This is a genomic window from Sporosarcina sp. Y1011 (assembly GCF_057669885.1).
Map to the genome: position 1 here is coordinate 253301 of NZ_JBYHFP010000001.1, position 26846 is coordinate 280146.

27 protein-coding genes, 1 pseudogene and 1 other annotated feature are annotated in these 26846 nt (G+C 39.2%); of the genes and pseudogenes, 17 read left to right on the forward strand and 11 right to left on the reverse strand.

From position 1 onward, the window contains the following. Positions 1-19: 19 nt before the first annotated feature. Entirely contained in the window at positions 20-898 is an 879-nt protein-coding gene (locus tag AC25Y5_RS01290) for a cell division FtsA domain-containing protein (RefSeq protein ID WP_488138739.1), read from the reverse strand. A gap of 209 nt (positions 899-1107) precedes the next feature. Between AC25Y5_RS01290 and AC25Y5_RS01295 the strand changes: the two genes are divergently transcribed. Together AC25Y5_RS01295 and ccpA are read left to right on the forward strand one after the other, a co-directional pair. After that, positions 1108-2193 (forward strand): bifunctional 3-deoxy-7-phosphoheptulonate synthase/chorismate mutase, encoded by a 1086-nt coding sequence (locus tag AC25Y5_RS01295; RefSeq protein ID WP_482099824.1) that lies wholly within the window; start codon positions 1108-1110, stop codon positions 2191-2193. Between the two features lie 74 nt (positions 2194-2267). Then, positions 2268-3266 (forward strand): catabolite control protein A, encoded by a 999-nt coding sequence (gene ccpA / locus AC25Y5_RS01300; protein ID WP_482099823.1) that lies wholly within the window; start codon positions 2268-2270, stop codon positions 3264-3266. Positions 3267-3420: 154 nt separating this feature from the next. Here ccpA and AC25Y5_RS01305 read toward each other — a convergent pair whose 3' ends face one another. From AC25Y5_RS01305 to AC25Y5_RS01315, 3 genes are read right to left on the reverse strand one after another with little or no spacing between them, the layout of a single operon-like run. Continuing rightward, a complete protein-coding gene (locus AC25Y5_RS01305) occupies positions 3421-4614 on the reverse strand; it encodes an acetoin utilization protein AcuC (protein ID WP_488138740.1) in 1194 nt (397 codons plus the stop codon). Then, on the reverse strand, positions 4584-5231 hold the full coding sequence (locus tag AC25Y5_RS01310) for an acetoin utilization AcuB family protein (RefSeq protein ID WP_488138741.1): 648 nt from the start codon (positions 5229-5231) through the stop codon (positions 4584-4586). The genes AC25Y5_RS01305 and AC25Y5_RS01310 overlap by 31 nt, the downstream gene beginning before the upstream one ends. Before the next feature lie 19 nt (positions 5232-5250). Further along, positions 5251-5883: a GNAT family N-acetyltransferase gene (locus tag AC25Y5_RS01315; protein ID WP_488138742.1), complete on the reverse strand. Its 633-nt coding sequence runs from the start codon at positions 5881-5883 to the stop codon at positions 5251-5253. A gap of 179 nt (positions 5884-6062) precedes the next feature. On the opposite strand from AC25Y5_RS01315, the gene acsA reads away from it, so the two are divergent. Then, positions 6063-7781 carry an acetate--CoA ligase gene (acsA, locus tag AC25Y5_RS01320; protein ID WP_488138743.1) on the forward strand — a complete coding sequence of 573 codons (1719 nt, stop codon included), beginning with the start codon at positions 6063-6065 and terminating at the stop codon, positions 7779-7781. Positions 7782-8639: 858 nt separating this feature from the next. Here acsA and AC25Y5_RS01325 read toward each other — a convergent pair. The 3 genes from AC25Y5_RS01325 to AC25Y5_RS01335 all read right to left on the reverse strand — a co-directional run bounded on the left by AC25Y5_RS01325 (position 8640) and on the right by AC25Y5_RS01335 (position 12687). Continuing rightward, positions 8640-11486 carry a transglycosylase domain-containing protein gene (locus AC25Y5_RS01325; protein ID WP_488138914.1) on the reverse strand — a complete coding sequence of 949 codons (2847 nt, stop codon included), beginning with the start codon at positions 11484-11486 and terminating at the stop codon, positions 8640-8642. Positions 11487-11654: 168 nt separating this feature from the next. After that, a complete protein-coding gene (locus AC25Y5_RS01330; RefSeq protein WP_488138744.1) occupies positions 11655-12161 on the reverse strand; it encodes a tyrosine-type recombinase/integrase in 507 nt (168 codons plus the stop codon). Positions 12162-12531: 370 nt separating this feature from the next. Next, positions 12532-12687, reverse strand: coding sequence for a Spo0E family sporulation regulatory protein-aspartic acid phosphatase (locus AC25Y5_RS01335; protein ID WP_482099814.1), 156 nt, complete (start codon positions 12685-12687; stop codon positions 12532-12534). Between the two features lie 165 nt (positions 12688-12852). Between AC25Y5_RS01335 and AC25Y5_RS01340 the strand changes: the two are divergent. The 12 genes and pseudogenes from AC25Y5_RS01340 (at position 12853) to tyrS (ending at position 20450) form a co-directional block, all read left to right on the forward strand. Next, positions 12853-14288: pseudogene (locus AC25Y5_RS01340) on the forward strand (RNA-guided endonuclease InsQ/TnpB family protein). A gap of 233 nt (positions 14289-14521) precedes the next feature. Then, on the forward strand, positions 14522-14686 hold the full coding sequence (locus AC25Y5_RS01345) for a DUF6877 family protein (protein ID WP_488138745.1): 165 nt from the start codon (positions 14522-14524) through the stop codon (positions 14684-14686). Between the two features lie 22 nt (positions 14687-14708). Further along, positions 14709-14924, forward strand: a complete 216-nt coding sequence (locus AC25Y5_RS01350; protein WP_488138746.1) for a hypothetical protein — start codon at positions 14709-14711, stop codon at positions 14922-14924. Between the two features lie 421 nt (positions 14925-15345). Next, complete coding sequence (locus AC25Y5_RS01355) at positions 15346-15789, forward strand: hypothetical protein (RefSeq protein WP_488138747.1); 444 nt, start codon at positions 15346-15348, stop codon at positions 15787-15789. Between the two features lie 263 nt (positions 15790-16052). Further along, entirely contained in the window at positions 16053-16415 is a 363-nt protein-coding gene (locus AC25Y5_RS01360; protein WP_488138748.1) for a hypothetical protein, read from the forward strand. 38 nt (positions 16416-16453) lie between these two features. Next, on the forward strand, positions 16454-17173 hold the full coding sequence (locus tag AC25Y5_RS01365; protein WP_488138749.1) for a VWA domain-containing protein: 720 nt from the start codon (positions 16454-16456) through the stop codon (positions 17171-17173). Positions 17174-17581: 408 nt separating this feature from the next. Then, positions 17582-17854, forward strand: a complete 273-nt coding sequence (locus AC25Y5_RS01370; protein WP_488138750.1) for a hypothetical protein — start codon at positions 17582-17584, stop codon at positions 17852-17854. Positions 17855-17856: 2 nt separating this feature from the next. Continuing rightward, positions 17857-17934: a hypothetical protein gene (locus AC25Y5_RS01375; RefSeq protein ID WP_488138915.1), complete on the forward strand. Its 78-nt coding sequence runs from the start codon at positions 17857-17859 to the stop codon at positions 17932-17934. 119 nt (positions 17935-18053) lie between these two features. Continuing rightward, positions 18054-18296: a hypothetical protein gene (locus AC25Y5_RS01380; RefSeq protein ID WP_488138751.1), complete on the forward strand. Its 243-nt coding sequence runs from the start codon at positions 18054-18056 to the stop codon at positions 18294-18296. A 75-nt stretch (positions 18297-18371) separates the two neighbouring features. Further along, positions 18372-18572 carry a hypothetical protein gene (locus tag AC25Y5_RS01385; protein ID WP_488138752.1) on the forward strand — a complete coding sequence of 67 codons (201 nt, stop codon included), beginning with the start codon at positions 18372-18374 and terminating at the stop codon, positions 18570-18572. Beyond that, complete coding sequence (locus tag AC25Y5_RS01390; RefSeq protein WP_488138753.1) at positions 18538-18771, forward strand: hypothetical protein; 234 nt, start codon at positions 18538-18540, stop codon at positions 18769-18771. Before AC25Y5_RS01385 ends, AC25Y5_RS01390 begins: the two co-directional genes overlap by 35 nt. 164 nt (positions 18772-18935) lie before the next feature. Continuing rightward, positions 18936-19132 (forward strand) — a binding site (T-box leader). 52 nt (positions 19133-19184) lie between these two features. Beyond that, positions 19185-20450 (forward strand): tyrosine--tRNA ligase, encoded by a 1266-nt coding sequence (tyrS, locus tag AC25Y5_RS01395; RefSeq protein WP_488138754.1) that lies wholly within the window; start codon positions 19185-19187, stop codon positions 20448-20450. A 68-nt stretch (positions 20451-20518) separates the two neighbouring features. Here tyrS and AC25Y5_RS01400 read toward each other — a convergent pair whose 3' ends face one another. The 3 genes from AC25Y5_RS01400 to rpsD form a co-directional block, all read right to left on the reverse strand. After that, positions 20519-21331: a cobalamin-binding protein gene (locus AC25Y5_RS01400; RefSeq protein WP_488138755.1), complete on the reverse strand. Its 813-nt coding sequence runs from the start codon at positions 21329-21331 to the stop codon at positions 20519-20521. A gap of 169 nt (positions 21332-21500) precedes the next feature. After that, positions 21501-21806 carry a DUF3243 family protein gene (locus AC25Y5_RS01405; protein ID WP_488138756.1) on the reverse strand — a complete coding sequence of 102 codons (306 nt, stop codon included), beginning with the start codon at positions 21804-21806 and terminating at the stop codon, positions 21501-21503. Positions 21807-22003: 197 nt separating this feature from the next. Beyond that, on the reverse strand, positions 22004-22606 hold the full coding sequence (rpsD, locus tag AC25Y5_RS01410; RefSeq protein WP_482099804.1) for a 30S ribosomal protein S4: 603 nt from the start codon (positions 22604-22606) through the stop codon (positions 22004-22006). A 558-nt stretch (positions 22607-23164) separates the two neighbouring features. Here rpsD and megL point away from each other — a divergent pair. Then, positions 23165-24376, forward strand: a complete 1212-nt coding sequence (gene megL / locus AC25Y5_RS01415) for a methionine gamma-lyase (protein ID WP_488138757.1) — start codon at positions 23165-23167, stop codon at positions 24374-24376. 54 nt (positions 24377-24430) lie between these two features. Here the strand turns inward: megL and AC25Y5_RS01420 are convergent, their stop codons facing one another. Beyond that, positions 24431-24910: a GAF domain-containing protein gene (locus AC25Y5_RS01420; protein ID WP_482105044.1), complete on the reverse strand. Its 480-nt coding sequence runs from the start codon at positions 24908-24910 to the stop codon at positions 24431-24433. 192 nt (positions 24911-25102) lie between these two features. Between AC25Y5_RS01420 and ezrA the strand changes: the two genes are divergently transcribed. Next, positions 25103-26794 carry a septation ring formation regulator EzrA gene (ezrA, locus tag AC25Y5_RS01425; protein WP_488138758.1) on the forward strand — a complete coding sequence of 564 codons (1692 nt, stop codon included), beginning with the start codon at positions 25103-25105 and terminating at the stop codon, positions 26792-26794. The last annotated feature ends 52 nt before the right edge of the window (positions 26795-26846 follow it).

Consider the following 26846-nt stretch of genomic DNA (forward strand, 5'->3'; position numbering starts at 1 on the left):
CATTATTAAGTCGTTTGACCTAACCTGAAATCGATTTTGCTAGTAAATCTACAGCAGGCTTGATAATAACAGCTACTTCACTGGATTCAACTTCTTGCTCGCAGCCTAGAATATCAGTCATGATTACAATTTCATCTGTGGAAATTCTTTTTTTTGCGCTTTCAGCTAACGGGAAATCCAATAAGTAATGATTGCTTAATGCTTCAGTAATTTCATCCCCCGCAACGGGTACCATGCCGTAAGCGACAACGGTGTTGTTATCGGTGATTGCGATGTCTGATGTACCCGCACCTATATCGACAAGCGCGATGTTTAAACGCCTCATGGAAGGCGGAATCAGGACATTGATAGCAGCTATCGGTTCAAGTGTTAATGCTTCCATTTCGAGACCGGCATGTTTGAGTGCTGAAAGAAGAGATTCAACAACTACGCGAGGAAGGAAAGTGGCGATAACGTCGACAGATGCTGACCTTCCCGCCTGTTCAATCAAGCTACCGATTACCTCACCTTCAAGCTTATAATGAAGGACCGAATAGCCGACACAATAATAATAGTCATCTGCTGTAACAGCATCTGAGGACAATAGTTTTTGTTGGGCTTGCTGGACTGCGGCAAGTTCCAGACGATTGATATCTTCAGAGGAAATAAGTGACCTTTCTGAAATATCGACAGCCATTGATCCCTCTGAAGTCTTCAACGCTCTGCCCGCAGCTGCGACACTAACCCGTTTTAAAGGACCATGCCGTTCCTCAAGTAGTTTTTTAATATCAGTTATGACTCCTGCAACACTTAAAATATTATGTATTTGTCCATCAATCATTGAACGCTCTATGTGTTCAATTGAAACGAGGTCAGCTACATGGAAGTTTCCCTTGTCTTCTGTTAGGATGATTCCCACGACGGAACGTGTTCCGATATCGAGCGCAAATAATGTGGTAGCCAGAACTTTTCACCCTTTCTGTCGTTAAATGTAACGTATTTAGAAGAATAAGTAGAAATAACGTGACTTTTCAAATAGTCTTCTTTATAATAGGTCTATTATCAAAAATGTAACATATATTCTTCTCTACTGAAAGGGAATTATATGTGCGGGGAGGAGACGGACTGATGAGACAACATGATTTAGATGAATTACGCGGCCGTGTTAACGAGCTGAACGTCAAAGTATTGGATTTGATTAACGAAAGAACAACAGTAGTCAAAGAGATTGGGAAAGTTAAAGAAAAGCAAGGTGTAAACAGATATGATCCGCTACGTGAACGTGAAATGCTTAATTTCCTGAAAGAATCTAACAATGGTCCGTTACCTAACGGAGTTCTTGAACAGATTTTTAAAGGTATTTTCATGTCAGCACTTGAAATACAAGAAGATGAACAGCGCAATGCATTGCTTGTATCCCGTAAACGAAAAGCGGAGGATACGATTGTAGACATTAATGGACATAAAATTGGTGATGGAACACCATCTTTCATTTATGGTCCATGTGCTGTTGAATCATATGAGCAGGTCTTAGCCGTTGCACAGTCTATCAAAGCAAAAGGACTGACAATGATTAGAGGCGGCGCATATAAACCCCGTACTTCGCCATATGATTTCCAGGGACTCGGTCTTGAAGGTTTAAAAATACTGAAACGTGTCGCTGATGAAACAGGTCTTTCGGTTGTAACGGAAATCATTACACCTTCTCATCTAGAAGAAGCTCTTGAATATATCGATGTTGTCCAAATCGGTGCACGTAACATGCAAAACTTTGAATTGCTGAAAGAAGCAGGTATGATTAATAAACCGGTTCTTTTAAAACGTGGATTAGCAGCTACAATCGATGAATTCATTCATGCAGCTGAATATATAATTTCAAAAGGCAATAGCCAAATCATCCTTTGTGAACGCGGTATCCGTACATATGAACGGGCAACTCGCAATACATTAGATATTTCTGCTGTTCCAATCTTGAAAATGGAAACACATCTGCCGGTCTTTGTTGATGTAACACACTCAACAGGTAGAAAAGACTTGTTACTTCCAACGGCGAAAGCTGCGATAGCAGTAGGCGCAGATGGCGTAATGGCTGAAGTGCATCCAGATCCGGCTGTAGCATTATCCGACTCTGCACAACAGATGGATCTGCAACAGTTCGATGAATTTTACGAAGCAATTCAGCAATTCATGAACACGCACACAACAATCTCTTGAGTAGACGCCGGACCTAATAGGTTCCGGCGTTTTGAATACATAAAGTAAGTATGAGTATGGAAGGAGAAAGGCAAATGGCTATAACGATTTACGACGTAGCCAGGGAGGCAAACGTTTCAATGGCGACGGTCTCCCGTGTCGTTAATGGCAATCAGAATGTAAAACCCGCAACTAGAAAAAAAGTGCTCGATTGTATTGAAAGGCTAGGCTATCGCCCTAATGCAATAGCAAGAGGACTTGCCAGCAAGAAAACAACAACAATCGGTGTGATTGTCCCTGACATTTCTAAAAGCTTTTATTCCGAGCTTTCCCGTGGAGTAGCGGACGTAGCGACAATGTATGAATATAATATAATTCTTTCAAACTCCGATGAAAGCTCAGATAGGGAAGTCGAATTGTTAGAAGACCACCTTGGTAAACAAGTAGATGGACTTATATTTATGAGTGATTCAATTTCCGATGAAGTGCGCACTGAAATGTCAAAAGCCAATGTACCAATAGTTTTGGCCGGGACGTCTGATGTGGAAAATCAATTAGCAACAGTGAACATCAACTACCAGGAAGCTGCGTATGAGGCGGTCAATAAACTGATTGAGAATGGTCATGAAAAGATTATTTTTGTATCAGGTCCATTCTCAAAGGATATTAACCGAATTAATAAAAAGGCTGGATACATTAGAGCGCTTCAAGATAAAAATATTATGGTAGATGCACAATACATTGTAGAAATGGAAAATACATACGATGGTGCATATGAAGGCTGGAAACAAATTCGTGAATTACCTGGAAAACCAACGGCAATAATTGCAGGAAGTGATGCAATCGCTGTTGGTCTGTTAAATGCAATTGTGGATGCAGGACTGTCTGCACCAGGTGATTATGAAATCATTTGTTTTGAACACTCGATATTAGCTAGGGTTGTAAGACCTCAATTAACTTCAATTGTCGTCCCGCTCTATGATTTAGGGGCTGTATCAATGCGTCTTTTGACAAAATTGATGAACAAAGAAGAAGTTGAAGAACAACAGGTTATTTTACCTTTTAGGCTTGAAGATCGTAATTTAATAAAGTGAAAAAAGGACACTCTTTTCAAACGGATGCATCCGTTTGAGAAAGATTGTCCTTTTTTGTTACTAAGAAAATTATATAGAATTGCATTATGAAAAAAGAAAAATATAGTAATTTACCTTCTAGAGTCCTAATACTATTATTTAGTCGCTCGATTATCTAGTTATTCAGTTTTTCATTTCGAATTACATGTAAGGCACGACTGAGCATGTGCGCATTTTTTTCATTTATTTCTGCTTTTCTAGGAATCGGTTCATAAAGTGGTATGGGGTCTTCCCATGTTGGAACTAAGGTAACTGGAGACTGTTCCTGCCACTTTGACAGCCATTCCTTAGGAAGTGGACCTGTAGGTGCAGATTCATTTTTCATCGCTAACCAGACATGAGCCCAGGCTCTTGGTACGACTCGCCAGATGTCATATCCGCCTCCGCCTACAGCTATCCATCGTCCTTCACAATATTCTTCAGCGATTTCACGAGCAACACGGGGAATTTCTTTGTAAATGTTCATCGTTCCATACAAATGTGTCAGCGGATCAAAATAATGTGCATCAGCACCATTTTGGGTAAGAATTACATCGGGTTTGAAAAATTCAGTCACTTCTTTCATGGCTGTCCTATAAATGGAAAGGAAAGACTCGTCCTCCGTAAAAGCGTCAATCGGGAAATTGAAGGAAGTGCCATAGCCGGCACCGTTGCCGCGTTCTGTAATCGCCCCTGTCCCAGGAAACAAGTAGCGACCGGTCTCGTGTATGGAGAGTGTACAAACTGTAGGGTCATCATAGAAACTCCATTGCACACCATCACCGTGGTGTGCATCGGTGTCAATATAGAGTACACGTGCACCGTATTTGCTTTGTAAATACTTAATAGCAACCGAACTGTCATTGTATATACAAAAACCGGAAGCACGACCATGGAATCCATGATGCAGCCCGCCGCCTAAGTTCAGCGCATATTTAGAACGACCCTGCATTACTTCATCGACTGCTGTCAAAGTACTTCCGACCAACATTGCACTGGCTTCATGCATATTGGGGAAAATGGGGGTATCCTCTGTGCCGATGCCATAGATAGGCCCGACATCCTCACGCAATTCCCCTTTACCTGCTTTCTTTACAATTTCAATATATTTCTGGTCATGCGCAAGAAGCAACTCTTCATCTGTTGCCATGCGAGGCGCAATGATATCGCTTTCCTGAATAGCTCCCGACTTCATTAAAAGATCGAGTGTCAATAAAATTCTTTTTTGATTGAATGGATGCGTATCTGAAAAAGAGTATTCAAGCTGTTCTTCTGAAAAAATAAAAACGGCATCCTTCTTCATATGTCGATGCCCGGAACATTTGGCCATAAGACATCAAAACCACTATCCTTCAATCCTTTAATAACCTTAAGTGGATTCATTGAATTAATCCGAATTACGAGAACTTTATTTGCCTCGTTCTCTTTATCAGGGTAGACAAGTACACTCAATACATTTAGATTTTGTTCGTGGAACACTTTCGATACTTCGAAAAGAATACCAGGTGTATTTGGAACCTTTACTTCAATTTGTGAACCAGGTTGGTGAGCACCCGTCAATTCAATGTATTTATATAGTAAGTCCGTTTCGGTAATAATACCGACCAGCTTATTGTTTGAGACAATGGGGAGGGACCCGATTTTATTGTCGTAAAAGATAACAGCTGCTTCTTCCACGAAATCCATCGGGTGACCTGTGATAGGATGCTTCGTCATTACTTTCGCTAGTGGTGTATCATAATAACTATTATCCATTATTTCGTAAATTGAAGATGGTACAAACTCTTTCAAGTCACGGTCCGAAACGATACCTACTACTGTACCGTCTGACGACAAAATTGGTAAATGTCGTATTTTCTCTACCCGCATGGTATGTAATGCATCATTTACTGTGTTCTCCGGAGACAATGTAATGACATCTTTTTTCATTATTTCTTCAATTAGCATTCATTTACCCTCCCAATTTTCAATACATGAATCGGTTCATAAACCGTAAACCGTCAAACTTTTGGACGGAATCTTGATCAATTCTATTACCGATGCGCGCCATCAAACAATTGGCGGGGTGGGAACTAATTTCTGGATCATCGGTTGCATAGTATTCCAATCCGCCCGCATTCATCATTTTCTCCATTACTTTTCGGTATTCCCATACGTTAAGCTTTGTACCTTTCAAATCCCAATGCCAGTAATATTCAGTCGTTAAAATGATATAGTCTTCCATGGCATCATCCATCATTGAAACGCGCAATAGTGTTTTTCCGACACCAGCACCCCTAAATTTCGGAATGACTTCAATTGCTCCAAGCTCGATTAAGTTTTCAATTTTCCCTTCAGACCATCGCTCCAGGGGATCAGGATATAAATAAGTGACGTAACCTACAATTTGATTGGCGTCACGGACGATTAGAATACGTCCTTCCGGAAGTGCTGCAATCTCAATTAATGCTTTATGTTGCTGGGCAGGAGGCCTGAATGCAACAAGCCCTTCATGAAAGTCGAGACTTGAGAGATAGGCAGCGGTAATAGGTCCTTCAACAACGATATTGCCATTTTTATGTTTAATTTCCATTGCATTATAAGTTTTTATATGTTCCAAATGGATCACCTCCCATTAATTGATTTAACCTACTCCTAGTATACAACAAATACGATAGAGAGAAGTCCGTTGATTAACAAAAAAGCCGGAACTATTGGAAAAATTAAATTAGTTAGACAGGCAGGTTTAAAGTAAGGTAGAATGATATTTATAAAATGTATTTTGAAAGGGTGTTATGAATGGTTATGAAAACGGTGCCTGTAATTCAGGGAGATTATCAGTTAAAAGATTACGATCGTACAGTCGAACAATTCAATTGGGCAGATGCAGAGAAGGAATTCAGCTGGTTTGAAAGCGGTCTCATGAATATTGCACACGAAGCAGTGGATCGCCACGCAGATTCCTATAGAAAAAACAAAGTTGCTCTCTATTTCAAAGATACTGAACGAAAAGAGACATATACGTATAATGAAATGAAAAAAATGTCTAATAAAGCCGCAAATGTATTGCGCAATCAATCACCGCTTAAGAAAGGGGATCGGATTTTCATCTTTATGCCACGTTCACCTGAATTGTACTTTTCACTATTGGGTTCGTTAAAGTTGGGTGCTATTGTGGGACCGCTTTTTGAGGCATTCATGGAAGGCGCTGTCTATGACAGATTGTCGGATAGTGAAGCAAGCGCAATTGTTACAACTCCAGAACTTCTTGAAAGAATTCCAGTCGATAGATTACCACATTTGAAGACGATTTTTATTGTTGGAGAAAATGTTGTAGAAGAAGGAATTGTGGTTGATTTTAACAAACATATGAAAAATGCTTCGCAGTATTTCCAGGTTGAGTGGATGGATAGAGAGGATCCTACTCTTCTTCATTACACGTCCGGTTCAACGGGAAAACCAAAAGGAGTCGTGCACGTTCAGGAAGCAATGGTACAACAATTGCAGACAACACGTTGGGTACTTGATCTGAAAGACGAGGATGTTTTCTGGTGTACAGCAGATCCGGGTTGGGTGACAGGGACAGCTTATGGTATTTTTGGCCCTATGCTTGCCGGAGCTACGAGTCTAATTCTTGGCGGAAGATTCTCCGCTGAGGGCTGGTACGGTGCAATTGAAGAATATGGCGTCACAGTCTGGTACAGTGCTCCGACTGCATTCCGGATGTTGATGGGCGTTGGAGAAGGTCCGTTACGTAATTTCGATCATTCAACACTCCGCCACATTCTTTCGGTCGGTGAGCCACTAAATCCTGAAGTCATCCGCTGGGGGTCGGAAGCATTTAACTTACGCATTCACGATACATGGTGGATGACAGAAACAGGTGCCCAAACAATATGTAATTTCGGATGCATGCCTATTAAACCTGGCTCGATGGGCAAGGCGGTTCCTGGAATCGAAGCGACAATTATTGATGATCAAGGAAAAGTTCTCCCTCCGAATCATATGGGGAATTTAGCGATTAAAAAAGGTTGGCCGGCAATGATGCGTCAAATTTGGAACAATAAGGAGAAATATGATTCTTATTTTATTAACGATGAATGGTACGTTTCCGGTGATTCAGCATATATCGATGAGGACGGTTATTTCTTTTTCCAAGGACGAGTCGACGATGTAATCATGACTAGTGGGGAAAGGGTGGGGCCATTCGAAGTGGAAAGTAAACTTCTTGAGCACCCTGCGATTGTCGAAGCGGGTGTTATTGGTAAACCTGATCCAGTTCGTGGAGAGATTATCAAAGCTTTCGTCGCGCTTCATGACGGCTATGAACCTACGGAGGAACTAAAAGAAGACATTCGTCAGTTTGTTAAAAAAGGACTGGCTGCACATGCTGCGCCGCGTGAAATTGAATTTAAGGATAAGTTGCCGAAAACGAGAAGTGGCAAGATTATGCGTCGTGTACTGAAAGCGTGGGAACTTAATTTGCCGACAGGTGACCTGTCGACGATGGAGGACTAATATCAATTTACTTAATAAAAAGAGCTTATTCGCTAGAAATAATAGCGGACAAGCTCTTTTTTTGAAAAAGTACTATTCGTTAACCTCGTGAATAGGTGTTTAGATTACAGGTATACTTTACATCATTTCTGTTGATTAACCATTAATTTGCATAAAACGCTAGCGAGAAGAGCTTGATATAAGTCATTTTTATTGGACTATTTCCGGCCCGCTATCGGTAAATTAATCACGACAGTTTTACCGAGAGGCAAGTGTGGCTAGAAGTTACGGAGTCACTTCTAGCCACACTCTATTCGGTTATCCTATTGTGAATAATAGCCTGCCGCGTACCTACAATATTCAAGTGAAAAATGCAGTTGCTTTTAAAAAAAGAATAGATGAGCTACTTTAAAGATTGTAAGTGCCCGAAGATGTAATTTCGGGCACTCTAGTACGTTGTACATTGTGTTCTCTGCTAACTTTTAGCAAAGACTATGTGATGCTTTATAAGAAAGTGACACTTCCTTAAACTAAAAAAAGAGATACGGTAGTAGAAGGCTTGAGCGACCAAAATTGTATCTTTGGCCGCTCCTCTCCAGGTGAGCAACGTGCTATTCTTTCGTCCGAAAAGCTTCGGAACTATCTTGTAGCCGTGTCTTTGGAGAGCGCTGGGTGAACAAACATTATACGATTACCAAAAAAATAAGTAGGGATGCGACGAAGTCGCATCCCTACTTAGTAAGAAATCTCGATAATGGCATAGAAGTTGTTCAATTCATAGCGATCCCAAGCAACTATACACGTAGTGCCCAGTGTTTGATTGAATTTTCTACTAGTTATTTTTGGTTAATCAACAGACGTGACTTTATATATTACAAATCAATCACCAGAATCTCCATCTTCACCTTCACCTTCGTCTGCTGGAGGTGTTTCGACCTCATCGTTTTCCGGAGGAGTAGTAACAGGTGGTGCTACGTTTTCAGTAGTTGGAGTTTCAACAACTTCCTCCACGGGTTTAGGTGCACCTATACTGATAATGTTTGAATCGGCCGAAAGTTTGCCGGTAATATCAACAGCTTTTACTGTATAAGAGCCTGGACCAACAGAAAAAGCATTTGAAGATAAGTCTCTGGTTGTTCCGATTCTGGTACCACCGCTATAAACGTAATATCCAATCACATCATTGGATGGAGAGTCATTCCATACCAGCGTTGATCCATTTATTGAAACGTTTACAGGCGCTGGTGCAACGTTATCCGCGTTAAATATAGCACCCGAAACAACTCGAGATGCGAATAAAGAGTTCGCAGGGAACAATTTTGAAGCATCACCTTTTAAAGATCCAAGCATGCGATTAATATAAACTTGATTCACACCGGTACCACCAGCTGTAATAAATTCGCCAGGCGTAGATGGTAATGCCTGATATCTCGTTCCTTTAACAGATACATAGGATGATGAAGTGATGCTGTCATCAGGCTTAGTAGGCAGCATTGCTTTTGAATTAAATAAATCTGTTTTTACAAGGCCGGCAGATGAGCATGCGGCTGAAGGCGCAAGTCCTGAAATACCACAAAATGATCTGTCGACAACACCTTCTGGTCGTTTAAATTTCGTACCGGCCCCGATAGTTTCAGGTGCTACCTCATTGGCTGCGTTCATTAGTCTGGCAAACAACATGCTAGTCCTTTTAGTAGGGTGCATCGCGCCGCTTCTTGAACCACTATAAAGACCTCTTTTAAGGTCTTTATATCCCAGCCAGACCCCCATTGAGACATTTGGATTATATCCCATTATCCATGAATCTGCATAATTTTGAGTGGTACCTGTTTTTACAGCTAAATCTGGAGAGAAATTTAGATATTCTGGAATCTGAGAGCCTGTTCCACCTTGCTTCAGCACATCTCGGAGCATGTCTGTAACGATATAACTTGTCGCGGCACTGAAAACATCAACAGGTTCCACTTTGTGCTGATAAATGAGATTCCCGTCCATATCCTCAATTCTCTCAATGAGATAGGCATCGACGAACTGTCCATCATTTGCAAATGTTGCAAATGCATTTGTATTCTCCTCAACACTTACGCCTTCACTAGTTCCGCCAAAAGATGCTGATAGATTAAAATAATCGCCGGGTTGTAATCTTGAAAAACCCATTTTTCCTAGGAAATCAGCAGGCCTTCTGTCGATAATGTCATTGTATAATCGTACAGTAGCAAGATTTAATGATTTAGAAAGTGCATCTCTTGCTGGAACGATTCCTAGTTCCATCGTTTTTGTATAGTTGTTTGGAGACCAGACGGAACCATTGGATTCTTTTTTATAGAATTTGACGTCGACGACGGGACTGCCGGCACCGATTACACCGTATTCAATTGCGGGAGCATAGACGAGCAATGGCTTCATAGAAGAACCATTTTGTCTGAAAGCTTGTGTTGAATGATTGATTGCTTCTTTTGAATGATCGCGTCCTCCAACGAATGAAAGAATTTTACCTGTATTATTCTCAATCATCATTGCTCCGACCTGGACTGGATCTTCCACTAATTCAATTTCTCCTGAATCAGCGTCTTTCACTTCTCGTGTATATGTGAAACCGTAATGCTCAAAGGAATTGGCGATGTCATTCATTTTGTCATTTAAATCTTTATTGACAGTCGAATAAATTCTAAAACCATCATTTTTCATGGATCGATTCGCAAGTATTGAATACTTCTCAAGTAATTTTTTTTCTTTCGGTAAGCGATTAGGATCGACCCCATCTTTTTCGGCAATTAGTTTCGCCAGTATTTCGACTGTGCGGTTCTGTATTTCTTGTGTCAAATAAGGATATCTTTCATTCGCACGCTGAACAGGCTGACGGAAGTCCTTCGTAATGTCATAGGCAATTGCTTCATTATATTCCTGTTCTGTTACGTAGCCCGTTTCTTTCATTCTGAATAGAACGGTTTTCATCCGGTCAATTCCTGGTTGTAAGAACTCTTTATCCTTTGTTCCGCCACCACTTTTAAAAGGGGTATATGCGAATGGTGCCTGTGGTAGTCCAGCAATGAATGCAGCTTGCGGTAAATTTAATTCAACAGCCTTAATGCCGAAAATACCATCAGCTGCTGTTTCAATTCCGGCAATATTTTGCCCATTTGAATTACGTCCGTATGGAATAATATTCAAATAAGCTTCGAGAATCTCGTCTTTTTTCATGAAATGTTCAATTCTCATTGCGAGTAAGATTTCTTTCGCTTTTCTTTCATACGATACTTCATTCGTCAGAACCTGGTTTTTAATAAGCTGTTGGGTCAGTGTCGAGCCGCCAGTCTGACTATCTGAATTTGTAACGTCCTGGAAAAGCCCGCGGAAAATTGCTTTAGGAACAATACCGTTATGCTCTTTGAAATATTCATCCTCTGTGGCGAATACCGCATCGATGACATAAGGTGATACACTTTCAAGCTTCGTTTCTTTGCGCTCTAAATCAGAGTTTATCTTTCCGATATATACATTGTTAGCAAGATAAAGTTCAGACGTTTCTTCATACGTGAAGATTGCATCCCGCATATCCTCTTTAGAGCGGAGCGGTTCTTTAGCTACCAATGAAGCGAAATAACCAGCACCAACTGAACCGACAAAAACGGTAAACGTTATACCAACTACTAAGAATATAAGGAAAAGGTTCCAGGTGACACTAGATGATATGCGCATACCTTTTGCCCATTTCGTTTTTTTCATTCTGTCCAAATTCTCTTCTATTAAATTAATTCGGTTCTTTTTCTGTTTGCTCAAGTAAATCAACCTCCTGAAATCTATCCTATTATTGCAATAGGCTTGTAAAGTACTGACACATAAGGCTTTCAGGCGTTAAGGATGATGACTTTCCCCCAATTTGCCCCTCGGCTACTATAATTCTAGGTAGTCCTCAAATTTTTTCATAGAATTTCTCTCGTGGTTGTCCGAAACGTGCAGATACACGTTCGAGCTTGTTTGAATATTTTTGTACCCTAAAATTCGGCTCACTGTTTTTATATAGACGCCAGCCTCTAACAATAATACCGCATGGGTGTGTCTAAGTAAATGAGTAGATTGGCGAGGGGGGAGACCTGCTATTTTGAGTAGCATCATCATTAAGTATTGAGGTTGAGAATAATAGAATTCTTTTCCTGTTTCGCTCACCATTACATAATCGGAAACATTATAATGTAGATTCTCTTCCTTATTGTCATCTTGCCATTGCTTATACTCTTTTAGTATGCCGATGGTAACGTCATCCAAAAATATCGTCCTGAGACTGCTGCTTGTTTTAGGTGGGCCTAGACCTGTCTTTGATTTTTGACGGTTTACTGCAAGAGTTTTCTTTTCGAAGTCTATCTCGCCCCATTGTAACCCTAATAGCTCACCACTTCGCAAACTCTACTTGAGTCTATGAAACTTTGAAAGGGTGAGGATTGTAAATCACGAATGGCAATGGCAGCAGGAAAACGAGAGGTTACGAAGCGCATTAGCTTTTTACGCCGACAAAGTAAATTATAAACGAAATAGTACAACGATAATGAATGTGCGGTTTAGCGAATTTGATTGGGATAATGGTGGAAGAGCAAGAAAAGTATTGTATGTACTTGGATGGCTAAGGGCGCAGCGGTGACATCAAATGGGCTGTAGTAGGGGGCAGTGTTTACTGCTTAGAGAAGGTGAACAATAAAGCCAATCAAAAAGAATTTGATATTTCTCTGACTGGCTTTATAGAGTACTGAAATTAGATTAATAAATATTCCTCCTTTTAATGAGCAGCTTGATCCAAATAATTATTAAGTAATACATCTAATTCTTGACTGCAATTTACTACTTCTGGATGTGTGAATCCTAAATCTTTTGCTTTTTTATACATGTCTTTTCTTTTTAATTCAATTTTAAGTTTTAACATTTCACTTTTCATAATAATTCCTCCATCCAATATTATTAGCTTTATGATTAAGCCGAGAACACCCGTGACTTCAGTCGTGGGATGAATTGGCTTTCTTTTTTTCGTTATAAAGTGATATCACATGACGAACTGACGTTCTATTTGGTAGAATGTTCTTACGAAGGGCGGTGAGAAAATATGGAACTGAAAAAAGATTACCGAACTTTTCAAATCAACATTAAAAAAGGACATAGAATATCTTCTTATTTCGATGAACTTTGTCTAAATAGTAATAACTTGTATAACACGACAAATTTCTTTATCAGGCAGGTATACACTTCTTTAAACAATGAAGGTGTGTTACAACCTTTACAAATAGAAGTAATGAACACAATTCGTGACAATATTGTTAAAATGAATGCAAATCAACAAAGAGCATATAGCAAGAAATTAGAAAAAGAACAAATGAAACCAAAAGACGAACAAAAAGAAATAAAGGAAAACCTATTTGAGTTACCTTCAAAAGAAAAATCCTTCTTAGGTTACAATTTTCTGGATTGTCTATTTAAAACAATTAAACAAAAAGACTATTATTCGTTGCCAGGTCAGATAAATCAACAAGTTCTTAGAAATGTCGTGCAAAATTGGACTAATTTTTTCGCAAGTTTGAGAGACTTCAAAAAGAATTCAGAAAAATATAGGACTAGACCTTCTATTCCTGGTTACCTACCTAAAGGAGGCAGGAAAGAATCAACTCTTTCGAATCAGATTTGCAAAATTAAAGACGGTAAATTCCTGAGCTTTCCAAAAACCAAAAGAAAAATAAATATCGGTAAGTTAGCAAATTTCAACAAGTGAGAATCATACCCAGGCACAATTGTTTTACTGTTGAATTAGTGTTTTTAATCGAGACGAAAAAACAATTATCCGCCAAAATGGAACGATGCATGAGCATTGATTTAGGACTTGATAACGTTGCAGCGCTAGTTTTTAATACAGAGCATGTCCCAGTCCTATTTAAAGGCGGTAAAGTAAAATCCATCAATCAGTGGTACAACAAAATGCGTGCATATTACTACGCTGCTCTTCGTAACGGACAAAAACCAAGAGAAGGAAACTTCCATTCCAAAAAGTTAGTAAAATTAGATTCCGCAAGACATAGACAAATCAAAGACTTTTTCCATAAAGTTAGTTTCAATATCGTGAAAATAGCCGTAGAAAGAAACATTGATGCAATTGTTATTGGCAAGAATGTGGGGTGGAAACAAAAAATAGAATTAGGAAAAAGAAATAATCAAAACTTTGTCCAAGTGCCACACTCACTGCTAATAGAATTAATCAGTTACAAAGCGAATGCTGAGGGCATTTCAGTAATTGTAATTGAAGAAAGTTACACATCACAGGCAAGTTTTGTAGATGAAGACATTATTCCGACCTACAAATCGGGGGATAATGTCAAACAAGTATTCAGTGGGAAAAGATTAAAACGCGGTATTTACCGTACTAAAAATAACTTTTTAATAAATGCGGATGTTAATGGTGCAGCAAACATCCTAAGAAAAGTAGTGCCGAAAGCATTCGCTAACGGTATAGCGGCTGTGTGTTCCCAGCCTCAAGTGGTCAATGTGCGATAGCACTAACCCTGAAACCCGTGACTTCAGTCGTGGGAGGTACATTCATCTGTGAAGTGTGGTTGAGATAAAACACAACTTTTCTATTGTAGCCTACTCAAAGTGTATAGAGTGTCGAATTATGCAAAGAAATAGTGATTTCATAATATTGTCATAAACAAAGAGTTTTTATAGTAGATAAACCGATTTAGTATTGACTTTAATAATTCTATTGAATACACGAAGGAGATAACCTAGTGACCGCATCTGAAGAAATAATAAAGTTAGTAGAACAGATACCATTCGAGGTACTAAAAGATGTTGAAAGGCGCACTGGAGATTGGCTGGCGTCTGGTGGAAATGAGGATGATCCATATAGTTGGAAGCAGTTGCGGTATGCAAGACGTTTTGTTTCAAAGTAATTACTACAAACGGGGGAAGGGTATGTATTATCATTTCGATGATGAGCGGATCAAAGTGAATCTGATATTTAAGCAAAGGGAATTGGACAAGTTCTATGCAATGTGGGAGAACGGGGCAAGTCTTTCAAAGATTGCTAGGGCGATGAATCGAAGAAGTTTGGAGATTACCCTGCTGATTGTTGATAGGGCAGAAGCGGGCGCGATTAAGGATAGAGGAACGGGTATTTTCGGGCAATAAAAAAGACAGGATTCCACCCTTCTGGCTGACTGAATTATAACACAAGGAGGGGTCCTGATGAATAAAGGCATTGCTTTTAATACGGATGCACTACTGGTAGTAATTGGTATAATGGAGCTACCAATGAACTGTGTGGTGGTTATTTCGGAGGGGATTGGGAATTGAGAGAATTGCCGGAACATGGGAGTGTTATATATAAAGGGAAAGTTAGACGGGAAAGGTTTTGATGGAATCTGTAAAGGAATTAATTATTCAAAGTAAAGATTACTTGGTATTAATAGCCGCTATCTTCACTTTCACTTTTTCAGCTTTAAGAGATAAGTCTACACTCAAAAAGAATAACAGACCGATACTCCAGGTAAAGAAGTTAACAAAATCATATATTACAAAAGAATAACCTTTTAAACCCGGACTACAAGTGATGGATAAAGGTCATTATCGTTTTGAAAAAATTCATAATGAGTGGGGAGATTCATTCAGAGTTGAGTTTCTTGTTATTCAAAATGTATCAAATAATATAGCGGTGAGTGTCTTTATTGAAACAGAAGACGGGTATGATGATTTGAAGTGGAGTAAAAAATTCTCAATGGACATGTTGCTACCTGATAATTATAATTTAGTACCATTAGGAACTCCAAATCACCCAGAACTAATTGGAAATATTAAAACGAAAATTACCTACAAGACTATAGATAACGAGAAATTATGTTATCAAATGGATTCATATTTAAGTGTCCAGCTGCCCAGCGAGAAACCTAAGAGGAAATATGTAACGATGTACTATAAATACTGGTTAGGTTTTATCGAAATACCCTATATGAGATTTAAAGAAGGAGAATATTTTGGTTTTATTTATTTAAAATAGTCCCCCCTGGCCAACCAGAGGACAACGATGATTACAGCATTGCGCTGTGTCATTTGTTGTCCTCTTTTTTGTTGCCTTTTAATGATTACAACTTTTGTACCTAAATTGCGAGAATTTCACAACCAGGAGGGGATTTCATGTTGAGTGGGGTAGATAAAATGGTGCTGGAGTATATCGAGGGCAGGCAGGATTTGAAGAAGCGTGCGGATCAAATAGTTAGAGAAAACCCTATTTAAATGAATGATTTGAAGCAGTTCAACAGCATGAATGATAGTATGACTTATTCGCTTGAATGGATGACTACTGGACGACAACCGAACACTTATCGAGGGGTCAATGAAAAGGCTGTTTATCAGCGTAGGTTGTATGAAATTATTGATTTGATTCCAGATATTGAAATGCAATTGAGGGAAGAGGATGACATTAATAATAAGCATTTGTTTAAAACGAAGGAAGAGAAGATAATATTGGCGGACATTCTTTCATTTTTTTCATTGAGAGAGCGTCAGTGTTATATACCGCACACCGCACAAGGCATGAGTATGAGAGGTATCGGGGAAAAGTCGGTTTGGGCGAAACTGATCAACTATCCTCTTGAACTACCAATGCAATTAGTGCAATATTAATAGTATACAGACGAAATGAAAAAAGGAGATTGATAGAAATGAGTAATTTAATCGATTTAACGAAAAAAGCTGGAATCGTTTTAGAAAAGAGAAAACTGACTGGTATCAAAGCGGAAATCGTGTTGGCAATTGATAAGTCAGGATCTATGCACTCACTATATGGTAACGGGACTGTACAGGAGCTTGTGGAGCGCTTATTGGGTATTGGAATGAACATGGATGCTAACCAAGAAATTGATGTATTTCAGTTCAATACCAACTCAACTTATATTGGTTCAGCAACTGAAGCAAATCACACCACGTTCGTAAAAGATAAGAAAATGGGCGTAGGTGGTGGAACGAACTATGCGCCTGTTATGGAAGCTATTGTAGCCAAATATGGAGCAGTGTCTGCCAAGAAGGGTTTGTTAGGTGGATTGTTTGGTAAGAAAAAAGAAGATGTTAAAACTGGTGTAAAGCCAACCCATCCAACATTCGTTTTCTTTATAACTGATGGGGACAACTTTGACAGAGCAGAAACTGAACGAGTCGTCCGCGAGTCTGCAAATCAGCCTATCTTCTGGCAATTTGTTGGGATAGGTAGAGAAAACTTTAAATTCCTTCAAAAGCTAGATGATTTAAGTGGACGATACGTTGACAATGCTGATTTCTTTAAGGTCGCCGATATTAAGAAAATCTCGGATGATGAGCTATATGACAAATTGCTGACGGAGTTTCCAGATTGGTTAAAAGAAATTAAGGCAAAAGGCATGTTATAAAGCATGACGAGATAAACAAATTTTTAAAAGAACGCACCTTATGGTAACCTTACGAAGTTTGCATACATGAGGGGGAGCCTGCGACATGACCCCTCTTACCAGCCCCGATACATACGAGTGATATTAAAGGATTTATGACCTTATTTGCCGAATGATGTCATTGAGCGGGTAATGCATTATGAAAATGTTATCGGGACATTGGTATAATACTTCATCTGGTACTCTGGGTGTATCGTATCATTGTGGATATTGCGGAAAACATCTGGACCATCAAATTTGTATTATTTGAAAGATCAATCAGCATCTGTTCGAATATATATTTGCCCGACATGTAATAGGCCGACTTATTTAAATACAACAACCTAAGAACAATTACCATGACCGACTTATGGTAATGAGGTTAATTACTTGCCGGTTGATATTAATGAATTATACACAGAAGCGAGGAATTGTATTAAAGTAGCTGCTTTTACTTCATCGATTTTATCTTGCCGCAAACTTTTAATGAATGTATCAGTTTCTAAAGGTGCAGACCTTGGGAAAAACTTCGCATTCTATGTGACCTTTTTAACTGATAATAACTATATTCCACCCAATAGCAGAGAGTGGGTAGACCATATTAGAAAAAAGGTAACGAAGCTACCCATGAACTATCTAGCATCAATAAAGAAGATGCGGTAGAATTGCTAGATTTCACTGAGATGTTACTGCGGTTCGTTTATGAAATGCCGGGAAGTATGAGCAAATATAAGGAAGAATAATACACATTAAGGCATCGTAGAGGTGCTTTTTTCATGCCTAAAAATAACCCTTGCTGTTTTACTCTTGGTATAGAGGATTTATACCTTACTTGGCGAATGTTGTAATGGGGGTGAAGAGGTTGAAACACACTACTTACAACACCACTTTACATATAGTGGAGATTGAACGCAAAAGTTTGTTTAGTTTTTCCGATGCCCCGAAAGAACTGTGGTATTGGGAAATTACGTTATGCACCAATGGCCCTGTTACTAAGAGTAGAGCGTATGAACAAAGCAGAGACGCTACAATTCCGTGGACGGAGCTACGAAGTGCGAACCCGTTGACGGAAATGATTGATGCATGCAAGAAGTATATGGTGTAGCAATTATTAAGCCTAGGCATCCCACGGGGTGCTTTTTCTATGCCTAAAAATAACGGAGGTGGACGGTGATGTGATGTGCCTAATTGGGAAGAAATACAGAAAGAATGGGAAACAACAAAAATAACGCTTGTTGTATTAGCTGAGAAGTATGATGTTAAACTCGGGACGTTAAAGAGTAGAAAAAGTCGCGAAGCTTGGGTAAGAGGTCCATCAAATAAAGATGCAACTAAAAAGAAAAAGAATGCAACCGAAAGAAGCCATTATGGAGTCGGATGATTTAACCGATAAGCAAATGCTTTTTTGTATTTACTACATTAAGAGCTTTAATGCGACAGGATACTTATCAAAAGAGATGATAGAGAAGATTAATAACTACAAAGAAAATGATGAAGACTATTGGAATTGGATGTATCGCGGTTTGGTTATTGGTATGGGCGATAATATTTATAATTTGAACCACTTCCAACCGTTGTAGGAACTACCAAATAATGATCCCATTATCTTCATTTGTGTGAAAAAAACAAAATATATCTAGAAAAATTGAATTGTAATCTATCCTGTTATGTCAAATATCAATAATTGCAAGCCGAAAATGTTTGACAACTTCTCGATTTCGTTTAGAATGATGGTTATATATATATTCACACCTTGAAAGAGTCGAAGTAGTGTTGGTAGCACCGTTTAGAGAGGCAGCGGTTGGTGAAAGTTGCCCGGTTTACCATACATGAATTACAGCTCTGGAGTGTGACGCTTACGCGGTGATATTGCGTTTTTAAGTGGAGAAGTAATTCTCAAGCCGGGTGGTACCGCGTTAATACATAATTAACGTCCTTGCATGATTTTTTTATAAATCGTGTAGGGGCTTTTTTAATTTTAGGAGGGAATAGAATGAAAGAAAAATTGATGGAAGATTTAAAGTGGAGAGGTTTATTGTACCAGCAGACAGATGAAGCGGGTCTTGAAGATTTACTGAGTAAAGAAAAAATATCTCTCTATTGTGGTGTTGATCCAACAGCAGACAGTATGCACATTGGACATATCGTTCCACTGCTCACACTTCGTCGTTTTCAGATGCATGGACATCGTCCGATTTTACTTGTCGGTGGAGCTACGGGGATGATTGGAGATCCATCAGGCCGCTCGGAAGAAAGACAGCTACAAACTACTGAACAGATAGATAAAAACGTTTCGTCAATTAAAAAACAGATGGAACAGATTTTTGATTTCAATTCGGATAATGGTGCACAAATGGTGAACAACAATGACTGGATCGGTTCAATGAGTATAATCGACTTTTTACGTGATTACGGAAAATTGTTAGGTGTCAATTACATGCTCGCAAAAGACAATGTTGCATCACGCCTTGAGGGTGGTATTTCCTTTACTGAGTTTTCTTATATGCTTATTCAAGGAATTGACTTTAATCATTTGTTCAACAATTATGGTTGTCGTGTCCAAGTTGGTGGATCAGATCAGTGGGGTAATATTACGACTGGGCTTGAAGTGATTCGTAAAACGCATGAAGAAGAAGTGAAAGCATTCGGAATCACAATTCCACTTGTCACAAAAGCAGATGGAACGAAATTTGGTAAGAGTGCAGGTGGAGCGGTTTGGCTAGATGCGAAAAAAACCTCTCCTTACGAATTCTATCAGTTCTGGATTAATACAGCAGATGCCGATGCCGTTAAATATATGAAGATATTCACATTCATGGAGCGAGCAGAAATTGAAGCATTTGAAATTACCGTTCAAGAAGAACCGCATTTACGCAAAGCACAATTGAGACTGGCAGAAGAAATGACGCGGCTGATTCACGGACAGGATGCATTAGACCAAGCAATCCGTATATCAAAAGCATTATTTAGCGGTGAATTGAAAACACTTACTGCGATTGAAATGAAAGACGCGTTTAAAGATGTTCCTTCCTTTGATATGGCTAAGGAAGACAAAAACATCGTAGACTTTCTTGTTGAAGCGGGTGTGTCACCATCTCGACGACAAGCACGTGAAGATGTGACTAACGGAGCGATTTCATTGAACGGGGAACGCGTGACGGATACGGCTCACGAAGTAGGCGCAGTAGATCGTCTGGATGACGCATTTACAATTGTTAGACGCGGTAAGAAAAATTATAAAATGGTGAAATTTGTTTAATTATGGGTATGAATGAAGACCACCAAAAGGCTGTTTTCCTAATAATTAGGAAAACAGCCTTTTGTAATTCATACATAGGTAATCCATTTAGGTAACTCCAAATCTTCATATGTGTCAGGATGAATCATTTTCGCTAAATTCAATGCTCCTTCAAGTAATCGCGGAGAAGGACGACAATACAATTCTTCTTCCATTATTGACATACAGTCGTTTTTAACCGCAGCAAGTTCTTTCCATCCTGGTCGTTTTAAAACGACTTCTTTCTTTACTTTATCAGTCCGCACTCCGACCCAAGCGAGAAGAATATAATCAGGTTCTCTTTTCAACACATCTTCCCAGTCAGTCTGGACACTCGCTAATTCAACGTCCCGGAACTCGTTCAGACCACCGGCAATGGCACTAATCTCAGTCAACCAATTTACTTCACCGGGTGTAAATACAGGTTTCGGCCACCACTCCCAATATAGGGTAGGGGTAAACTCAACTGTTTTTGCCCGTTCTTCCATTTGCTTTATGAATGATATATATTCCGCTTTTATCTGGAGAGCATGTTCTTCGATACCACAAGCTTTACCAACAGATAATAGATCATCCGCGATATCGTTCAAACTTTGTGGATTCAATACGATATGAGGAATTTGACGTTTCTCAAGCTCTTCAATATTCTTTTCCATACCGGGTACACTTAGGGAAGCAAGAACCAAGTCAGGATCAAACAATTCTAGTTTATCCATATCGATTGATAAGTCTGGCCCTAGCTTCGGTAAAGTATTGATTTCGCTTGGCCAATCGGAAAAGTCATCAATTGCAATAAGCTGATCAATGAGACCGAGATAAGCAAGCAATTCGGTGTTGCTAGGACAAATCGAAATAAGTTTCATATTTAAACACCTCTTATATCGTAGTATATCATGGTTTATTAGTTGGGAAGTATATACTCTGAAAAATTAAGTAATTGAGTTGCCGTTGAATAAAAAAATCGACCAATCCATAATGGACAGGTCGAATGTTGTTGTTTTAGACTTTAATAAAGTGAGTCTATAACCAAATTTAATCTCTTCTTACCATTTCCAAGAGCATATGGGCAAGCATCCCTTGCTCCTCTTTAGAACCAGATTTCCAAAGTTCCATTAGCACTTTTTCTTCACGGTTGCGAGGGTCTTCGTGTTTTGCTAAATAATTTGCAACTAACTCTGTTGTTTTTGTGAGTTTTTCCTCGCTTAACCCCATATTTTCACCTAATTCAACTTTACCTGATAGATATTGCTTGAATCGATTGAAATTCTCCAAAATCTCGTCTTTTGTTTCGTTATTGATTTCTGCTAATTCACTCTGCACTTTATTATTAATATCCATTCCACTAGCACTCCCTTTGTCGTTATACATTCATACTCTACATAATCAAATCGAAGTAAACATGGAAAAGATATGAATAAGTGCTACAGTTTGTGGGAAAATTGCATTTTCATTGTGAATAAATAAAAAAACCCCGGAATCGTTGATGTTACTCAACTTCCGGGGTTTTAGATATTGCTTTGTAGAGCAAGTATTAATTAACGTGAGTAGAATTCAACGATAAGTGCTTCGTTAATTTCTGCAGCAAGTTCACTACGCTCAGGGAAACGAACAAATTGACCGACTTTCGTGTCGTTGTTAAATGTAACGTATTCAGGAACATAGCTGTTCACTTCAAGCGCTTCATTTACAACATCAAGGTTTAGAGATTTCTCACGAAGAGAAATTTCTTGTCCTGGTTTAACGCTGAAAGAAGGAATGTCAACGCGTTTTCCATCAACCAAAATATGGCCGTGGTTAACAAGTTGGCGAGATGCACGACGTGTACGTGCAAGACCCATGCGGTATACAATGTTATCAAGACGAGTCTCAAGAAGAATCATGAAGTTAACACCGTGTTTACCGGGCATTTTACCAGCTTTGTTGAAAACCGTTTTGAATTGACGTTCGTTTACGCCAAACATGAAACGGAGTTTTTGTTTTTCTTCTAATTGCATTCCGTACTCGGAAAGTTTTTTACGTTGGTTAGGACCGTGTTGTCCCGGGCCGTAAGGGCGTTTTTCGATTTCTTTTCCAGTGCCTGTAAGTGAAATCCCAAGACGACGGGAAAGTTTCCAAGATGGACCTGTATAACGAGCCATGAAAGACTCCTCCTCTATTGTTGGTTTTATTTTGTTGTAAAATAAGAACCAGATGTGTTCAATTCAAATGCCATTCTATTATCTTGCATCCTCGCCTCCGCAGCCAGGAAGTTACTCGATGCACCTTGTAAAAGGAATAGACTGGACAACCTGAAACACACAACTGCTGCAACTATTTTACACAAGTTTCATCATAACAAGTATAGATCTAAGAGTCAAGCATCATCAATGAAAATGAAAATAAGTAAAATGATTCATATGAAGAAATAGCATCCATAGTTCGAATGGTTTAGAATGAAATCATACTTATTTGAACTTTCATACAATAGATTATAAAAGTGATTGTGTGATGCGTTATCATTTGACGAATTTCGATAGACCAAACAAATTAGTGATAACTTTCCGAATATTATGGATGGAGTGTTATATTTAACTGGATGTAATGGTGGAAATCAACATGTGTTTAATGATCCAACGTGTGGATCCTTTTCTTGACTACTATTAAATGGTAAACTAAGAGGGGAAATGTGAGCGGCGATAAACTAGGGGGGGAATAAAATGAGCGATAAGAATTTGCATAAAGATACGATCGTCATCCATGAAGGGTATGATGATAAGGCGCACCAAGGTAGTTTGGCAGTTCCGCTATACCAAACATCGACTTTTTCATTTGAAACAGCATTGCAAGGCGAGAACCGTTTTTCAGGTGCTGAAGAAGGTAATATATATTCAAGACTGGGCAATCCGACCGTCCGTGTTCTAGAAGAGCGCATGACAGCACTTGAGAATGGAAAAGGTTCACTTGCGTTCGGTTCAGGGATGGCGGCTGTAAGCACAATTTTAGTTCATTTGACAAAATCCGGAGATCATATTCTTTGTTCGCGCGGTATTTATGGTTGTACATTTGGACTTCTGGGCATGTTGAATCAGAAATACAAAATTACACATGATTTGGTTCGGATGGGTACTGAAGAAGAGATTGAGCGAGCTATTAAGCCTGAAACGGTCTGTATATACATTGAAACGCCTATCAATCCGACAATGGAACTTGTAGATCTTCATGCGGTCGTCAATGTTGCCAAGCGTCATGGGCTTCGCGTAGTCGTTGACAATACCTTCTCTTCACCTTATCTGCAAAATCCCCTAGATATTGGTGTGGATTTCGTTTTGCACAGCGCAACTAAATATATTAATGGCCATGGTGATGTTATAGCTGGTCTTCTCGTTGGAGCGGATAAAGATGAAATAGAAACAATCAGAATGTCCGTTCAAAAAGATTTTGGTGGCATTATCTCACCTTTTGATGCTTGGCTTTTAATCCGTGGCTTGAAAACATTGTCGGTTCGAATGGAGCGTCATTCTGCCAATGCGGAAAAATTGAAAGCTTTTTTAAAAGAGCAAAAACTTGTTGAAGAAATCTATTACCCGTTTGATGAAGACAATCCTCAATATGACATAGCAAAACGTCAAATGCGTGCAGGAGGCGGCCTGATTTCATTTACCGTTAAAGGTGGAAAAGAAGGGGCACAGCTGTTTATGAATAGCCTTTCACTTATTAAAATTGCCGTCAGCCTCGGAGATGCAGAGACACTGATTCAGCATCCTCCAACGATGACGCATTCAGTTGTGCCTGTGGAAGAACGGCTGCAAATGGGAATCACGGATTCATTGTTGAGGCTATCAGTTGGCCTTGAACATGCTGAGGATCTCATAGCTGATCTCAAATCAGCATTCTCGATAATGGAAGCAGCAATTACTGAACAAGCTTAAATTGAAAAAACTGCTTTGGCGACCGAATGTACGGTAACCAAAGCAGTTAAATGGTCAAAGATGTTTTACAAGGGTTTCTACAAATAGTTCAAGGCCCAACCGATCTTGTTCAGTGAAGCGATTCAACTCAGGACTATCGACATCTAGAACGCCTAAAATAACGTCTTTTTTCACAATTGGAATGACAATTTCAGACTGCGAAGCTGCATCGCAAGCAATATGTCCAGGGAAAGCCTCGACATCAGCTACGATAATGGATTCTTTCGTTTCGGCCGCGGTTCCGCAGACGCCTTTTCCAAGAGGAATACGAATACATGCTGGAAGACCTTGGAATGGACCGAGTACGAGTTCACCGTCATCTATCAAATAAAAACCTACCCAATTGATACGGTCTAAAAATTGATTCAGCAAGGCTGATGCATTACTCAAGTTGGCATAGACGTTTTTCTCTCCGGTCAGCAATGCATCTAATTGACCTGCCAGTTGTTTATATTTCAGATTTAAATCGGTAGCATAATTTATTTCTTGAAACAATTAGAGCACCCCTTTTAGTGAATAATAAAATTCAGTATACATATTTAGATGATTATAAACAAACTTTGTTGATTATTTGAGGGGGAAACAGATTTTTCGCTATAAATCATACATATTCGCAACCAATTGTCTTTAAACGTGGTACTATATAGGATAATATCATGGTACAGCGACTCGGACAGGGGGACCACGATGAAAACCTTCATCATAGCTATTATCGCACTAATCATATTGACGACAATCGCCTTCTTATTCAGGCGTAAACATATCCAAGAAATCGGTCGATTGGAACAGGAAAAATTACAGATTCAGCACAAACCGATTTTAGAAGAGATGACGAAAGTGAAACAATTGAACATGACAGGCGAAACCGAAGAAAAATTTGAACGGTGGCGGACTGAATGGACAGAATTGATGGATATACATATGCCGAAAATCGACACGCTCTTATTTGATGTCGAAGATATGGTTGATCGTTTCCGTTTTAAGAAAGCCACACTGCTGGAAAAAGAAATCCGGGAGAACATTCATTTCTGTGATAAAAAAATGAATGATATCTTATTTGAATTGAACGAGCTTGTCGGCAGTGAAGAGAAAAATCGTATTGAGATGGAAAAACTAAAAGAACAGCATCGTGCAGCTCGCAAATCAGTTCTTGCTCACCAACACTCATTCGGAATGACGGCGAATCCGCTTGAAAAGGAGCTGGAATCATTTAATTCGAAGTTTGAAGAATATGATGAGTTGACTGCTAATGGTAATTACTTATTAGCTCGTGAGATTGTTATTTCATTGGCCGTAAAAGGAAATCGTGTATTTTCACTGATACATGAAATTCCATCATTACTTTCGGAACTGCAAAGTAAAATTCCAGCATCGATTCGAGAACTTCGAAATGGGACGAGAGAGATGGAAGAGCAATCCTATTATCTACAACATCTTGACTTAAAGAAAAAATTTAGTGCAATTGAACTCGAAATAGAAGAATTGTTGTCGAAAATGGCAGGGCTTCAAATTGAATCTGTACAACAGCGCGCAGCTGAAATGAATGACCAAATTGATTCATTTTATGATGCGCTTGAAAATGAAGTGAATGCAAAGCATTACGTAGATGAATATTACAATCAGATTGCTGAAAGGCTGTATGAAATAACCACATTAACAAGAGAAACGTCGGATGAGGCGGCATTTGTTCAGAAAAGTTACCGATTGGATGAAAAGGAAGCCCAAATTCCACAAAAATCGCTTAATGAGTTGACCAGTCTTGAGAAACAATTTGAAGTACTTACTTCACGTGTTGAGGGGGGTGCTTCTGCCTATTCAATTTTACAGGAAGAATTACAACAAATTTCCGATGTACTTGAACAAATAGCCGATGAACAAGCAAATCTTGCAAATCGTATGAAAAACTTACGAATTGATGAGAACAATGTACGAACTAAACTCAACGAATTATCACGTAAATTACAAAATGCGGATCGGATGCTCCATAAAGGAAATATACCGGGAATACCGGACGATATGGAAGCCCGTCTCGAAGAGGCAGATGAACAAATCTATATCGTGACACAAAGTTTACAGGAAGTACCGCTGAATATGACGCTTGTCGATTCGTATTTGGAGAACGCTGAGAAAGCTGTACGTGATGTTAGCGAAAAGGTAGAAGAGATGTTAGAAAACGTGTTGCTTATTGAATGGATTATTCAATATGGAAACAGATACCGTGCCTCAAATCCGGAAGTGCATAGCCGACTGCTGAATGCTGAAGAATCTTTCAGACAGTTTCGCTACGCAAAAGCATTGGAAGAAGCGGCAACAGCCGTTGAAGAAATAGAACCTGGTGCAATGAAACGAATTGAGGAACTTGTAAAAGAACATGTCTAAGGTAAGATTATGAATTACAGAAAAATAGCCACCGGCATTTAATGCAGGTGGC

Coding starts and splice junctions, on each gene's coding strand:
- AC25Y5_RS01295 (WP_482099824.1), top strand. CDS start 1,108: ATGAGACAACATGATTTAGATGAATTACGCGGCCGTGTTAACGAGCTG.
- ccpA (WP_482099823.1), top strand. CDS start 2,268: ATGGCTATAACGATTTACGACGTAGCCAGGGAGGCAAACGTTTCAATG.
- AC25Y5_RS01305 (WP_488138740.1), bottom strand. CDS start 4,614: ATGGCCAAATGTTCCGGGCATCGACATATGAAGAAGGATGCCGTTTTT.
- AC25Y5_RS01310 (WP_488138741.1), bottom strand. CDS start 5,231: ATGCTAATTGAAGAAATAATGAAAAAAGATGTCATTACATTGTCTCCG.
- acsA (WP_488138743.1), top strand. CDS start 6,063: ATGGTTATGAAAACGGTGCCTGTAATTCAGGGAGATTATCAGTTAAAA.
- AC25Y5_RS01325 (WP_488138914.1), bottom strand. CDS start 11,486: ATGAAAAAAACGAAATGGGCAAAAGGTATGCGCATATCATCTAGTGTC.
- AC25Y5_RS01335 (WP_482099814.1), bottom strand. CDS start 12,687: ATGAAAAGTGAAATGTTAAAACTTAAAATTGAATTAAAAAGAAAAGAC.
- AC25Y5_RS01350 (WP_488138746.1), top strand. CDS start 14,709: ATGTATTATCATTTCGATGATGAGCGGATCAAAGTGAATCTGATATTT.
- AC25Y5_RS01355 (WP_488138747.1), top strand. CDS start 15,346: ATGGATAAAGGTCATTATCGTTTTGAAAAAATTCATAATGAGTGGGGA.
- AC25Y5_RS01360 (WP_488138748.1), top strand. CDS start 16,053: ATGAATGATAGTATGACTTATTCGCTTGAATGGATGACTACTGGACGA.
- AC25Y5_RS01365 (WP_488138749.1), top strand. CDS start 16,454: ATGAGTAATTTAATCGATTTAACGAAAAAAGCTGGAATCGTTTTAGAA.
- AC25Y5_RS01390 (WP_488138753.1), top strand. CDS start 18,538: ATGCAACCGAAAGAAGCCATTATGGAGTCGGATGATTTAACCGATAAG.
- tyrS (WP_488138754.1), top strand. CDS start 19,185: ATGAAAGAAAAATTGATGGAAGATTTAAAGTGGAGAGGTTTATTGTAC.
- AC25Y5_RS01400 (WP_488138755.1), bottom strand. CDS start 21,331: ATGAAACTTATTTCGATTTGTCCTAGCAACACCGAATTGCTTGCTTAT.
- AC25Y5_RS01405 (WP_488138756.1), bottom strand. CDS start 21,806: ATGGATATTAATAATAAAGTGCAGAGTGAATTAGCAGAAATCAATAAC.
- rpsD (WP_482099804.1), bottom strand. CDS start 22,606: ATGGCTCGTTATACAGGTCCATCTTGGAAACTTTCCCGTCGTCTTGGG.
- megL (WP_488138757.1), top strand. CDS start 23,165: ATGAGCGATAAGAATTTGCATAAAGATACGATCGTCATCCATGAAGGG.
- ezrA (WP_488138758.1), top strand. CDS start 25,103: ATGAAAACCTTCATCATAGCTATTATCGCACTAATCATATTGACGACA.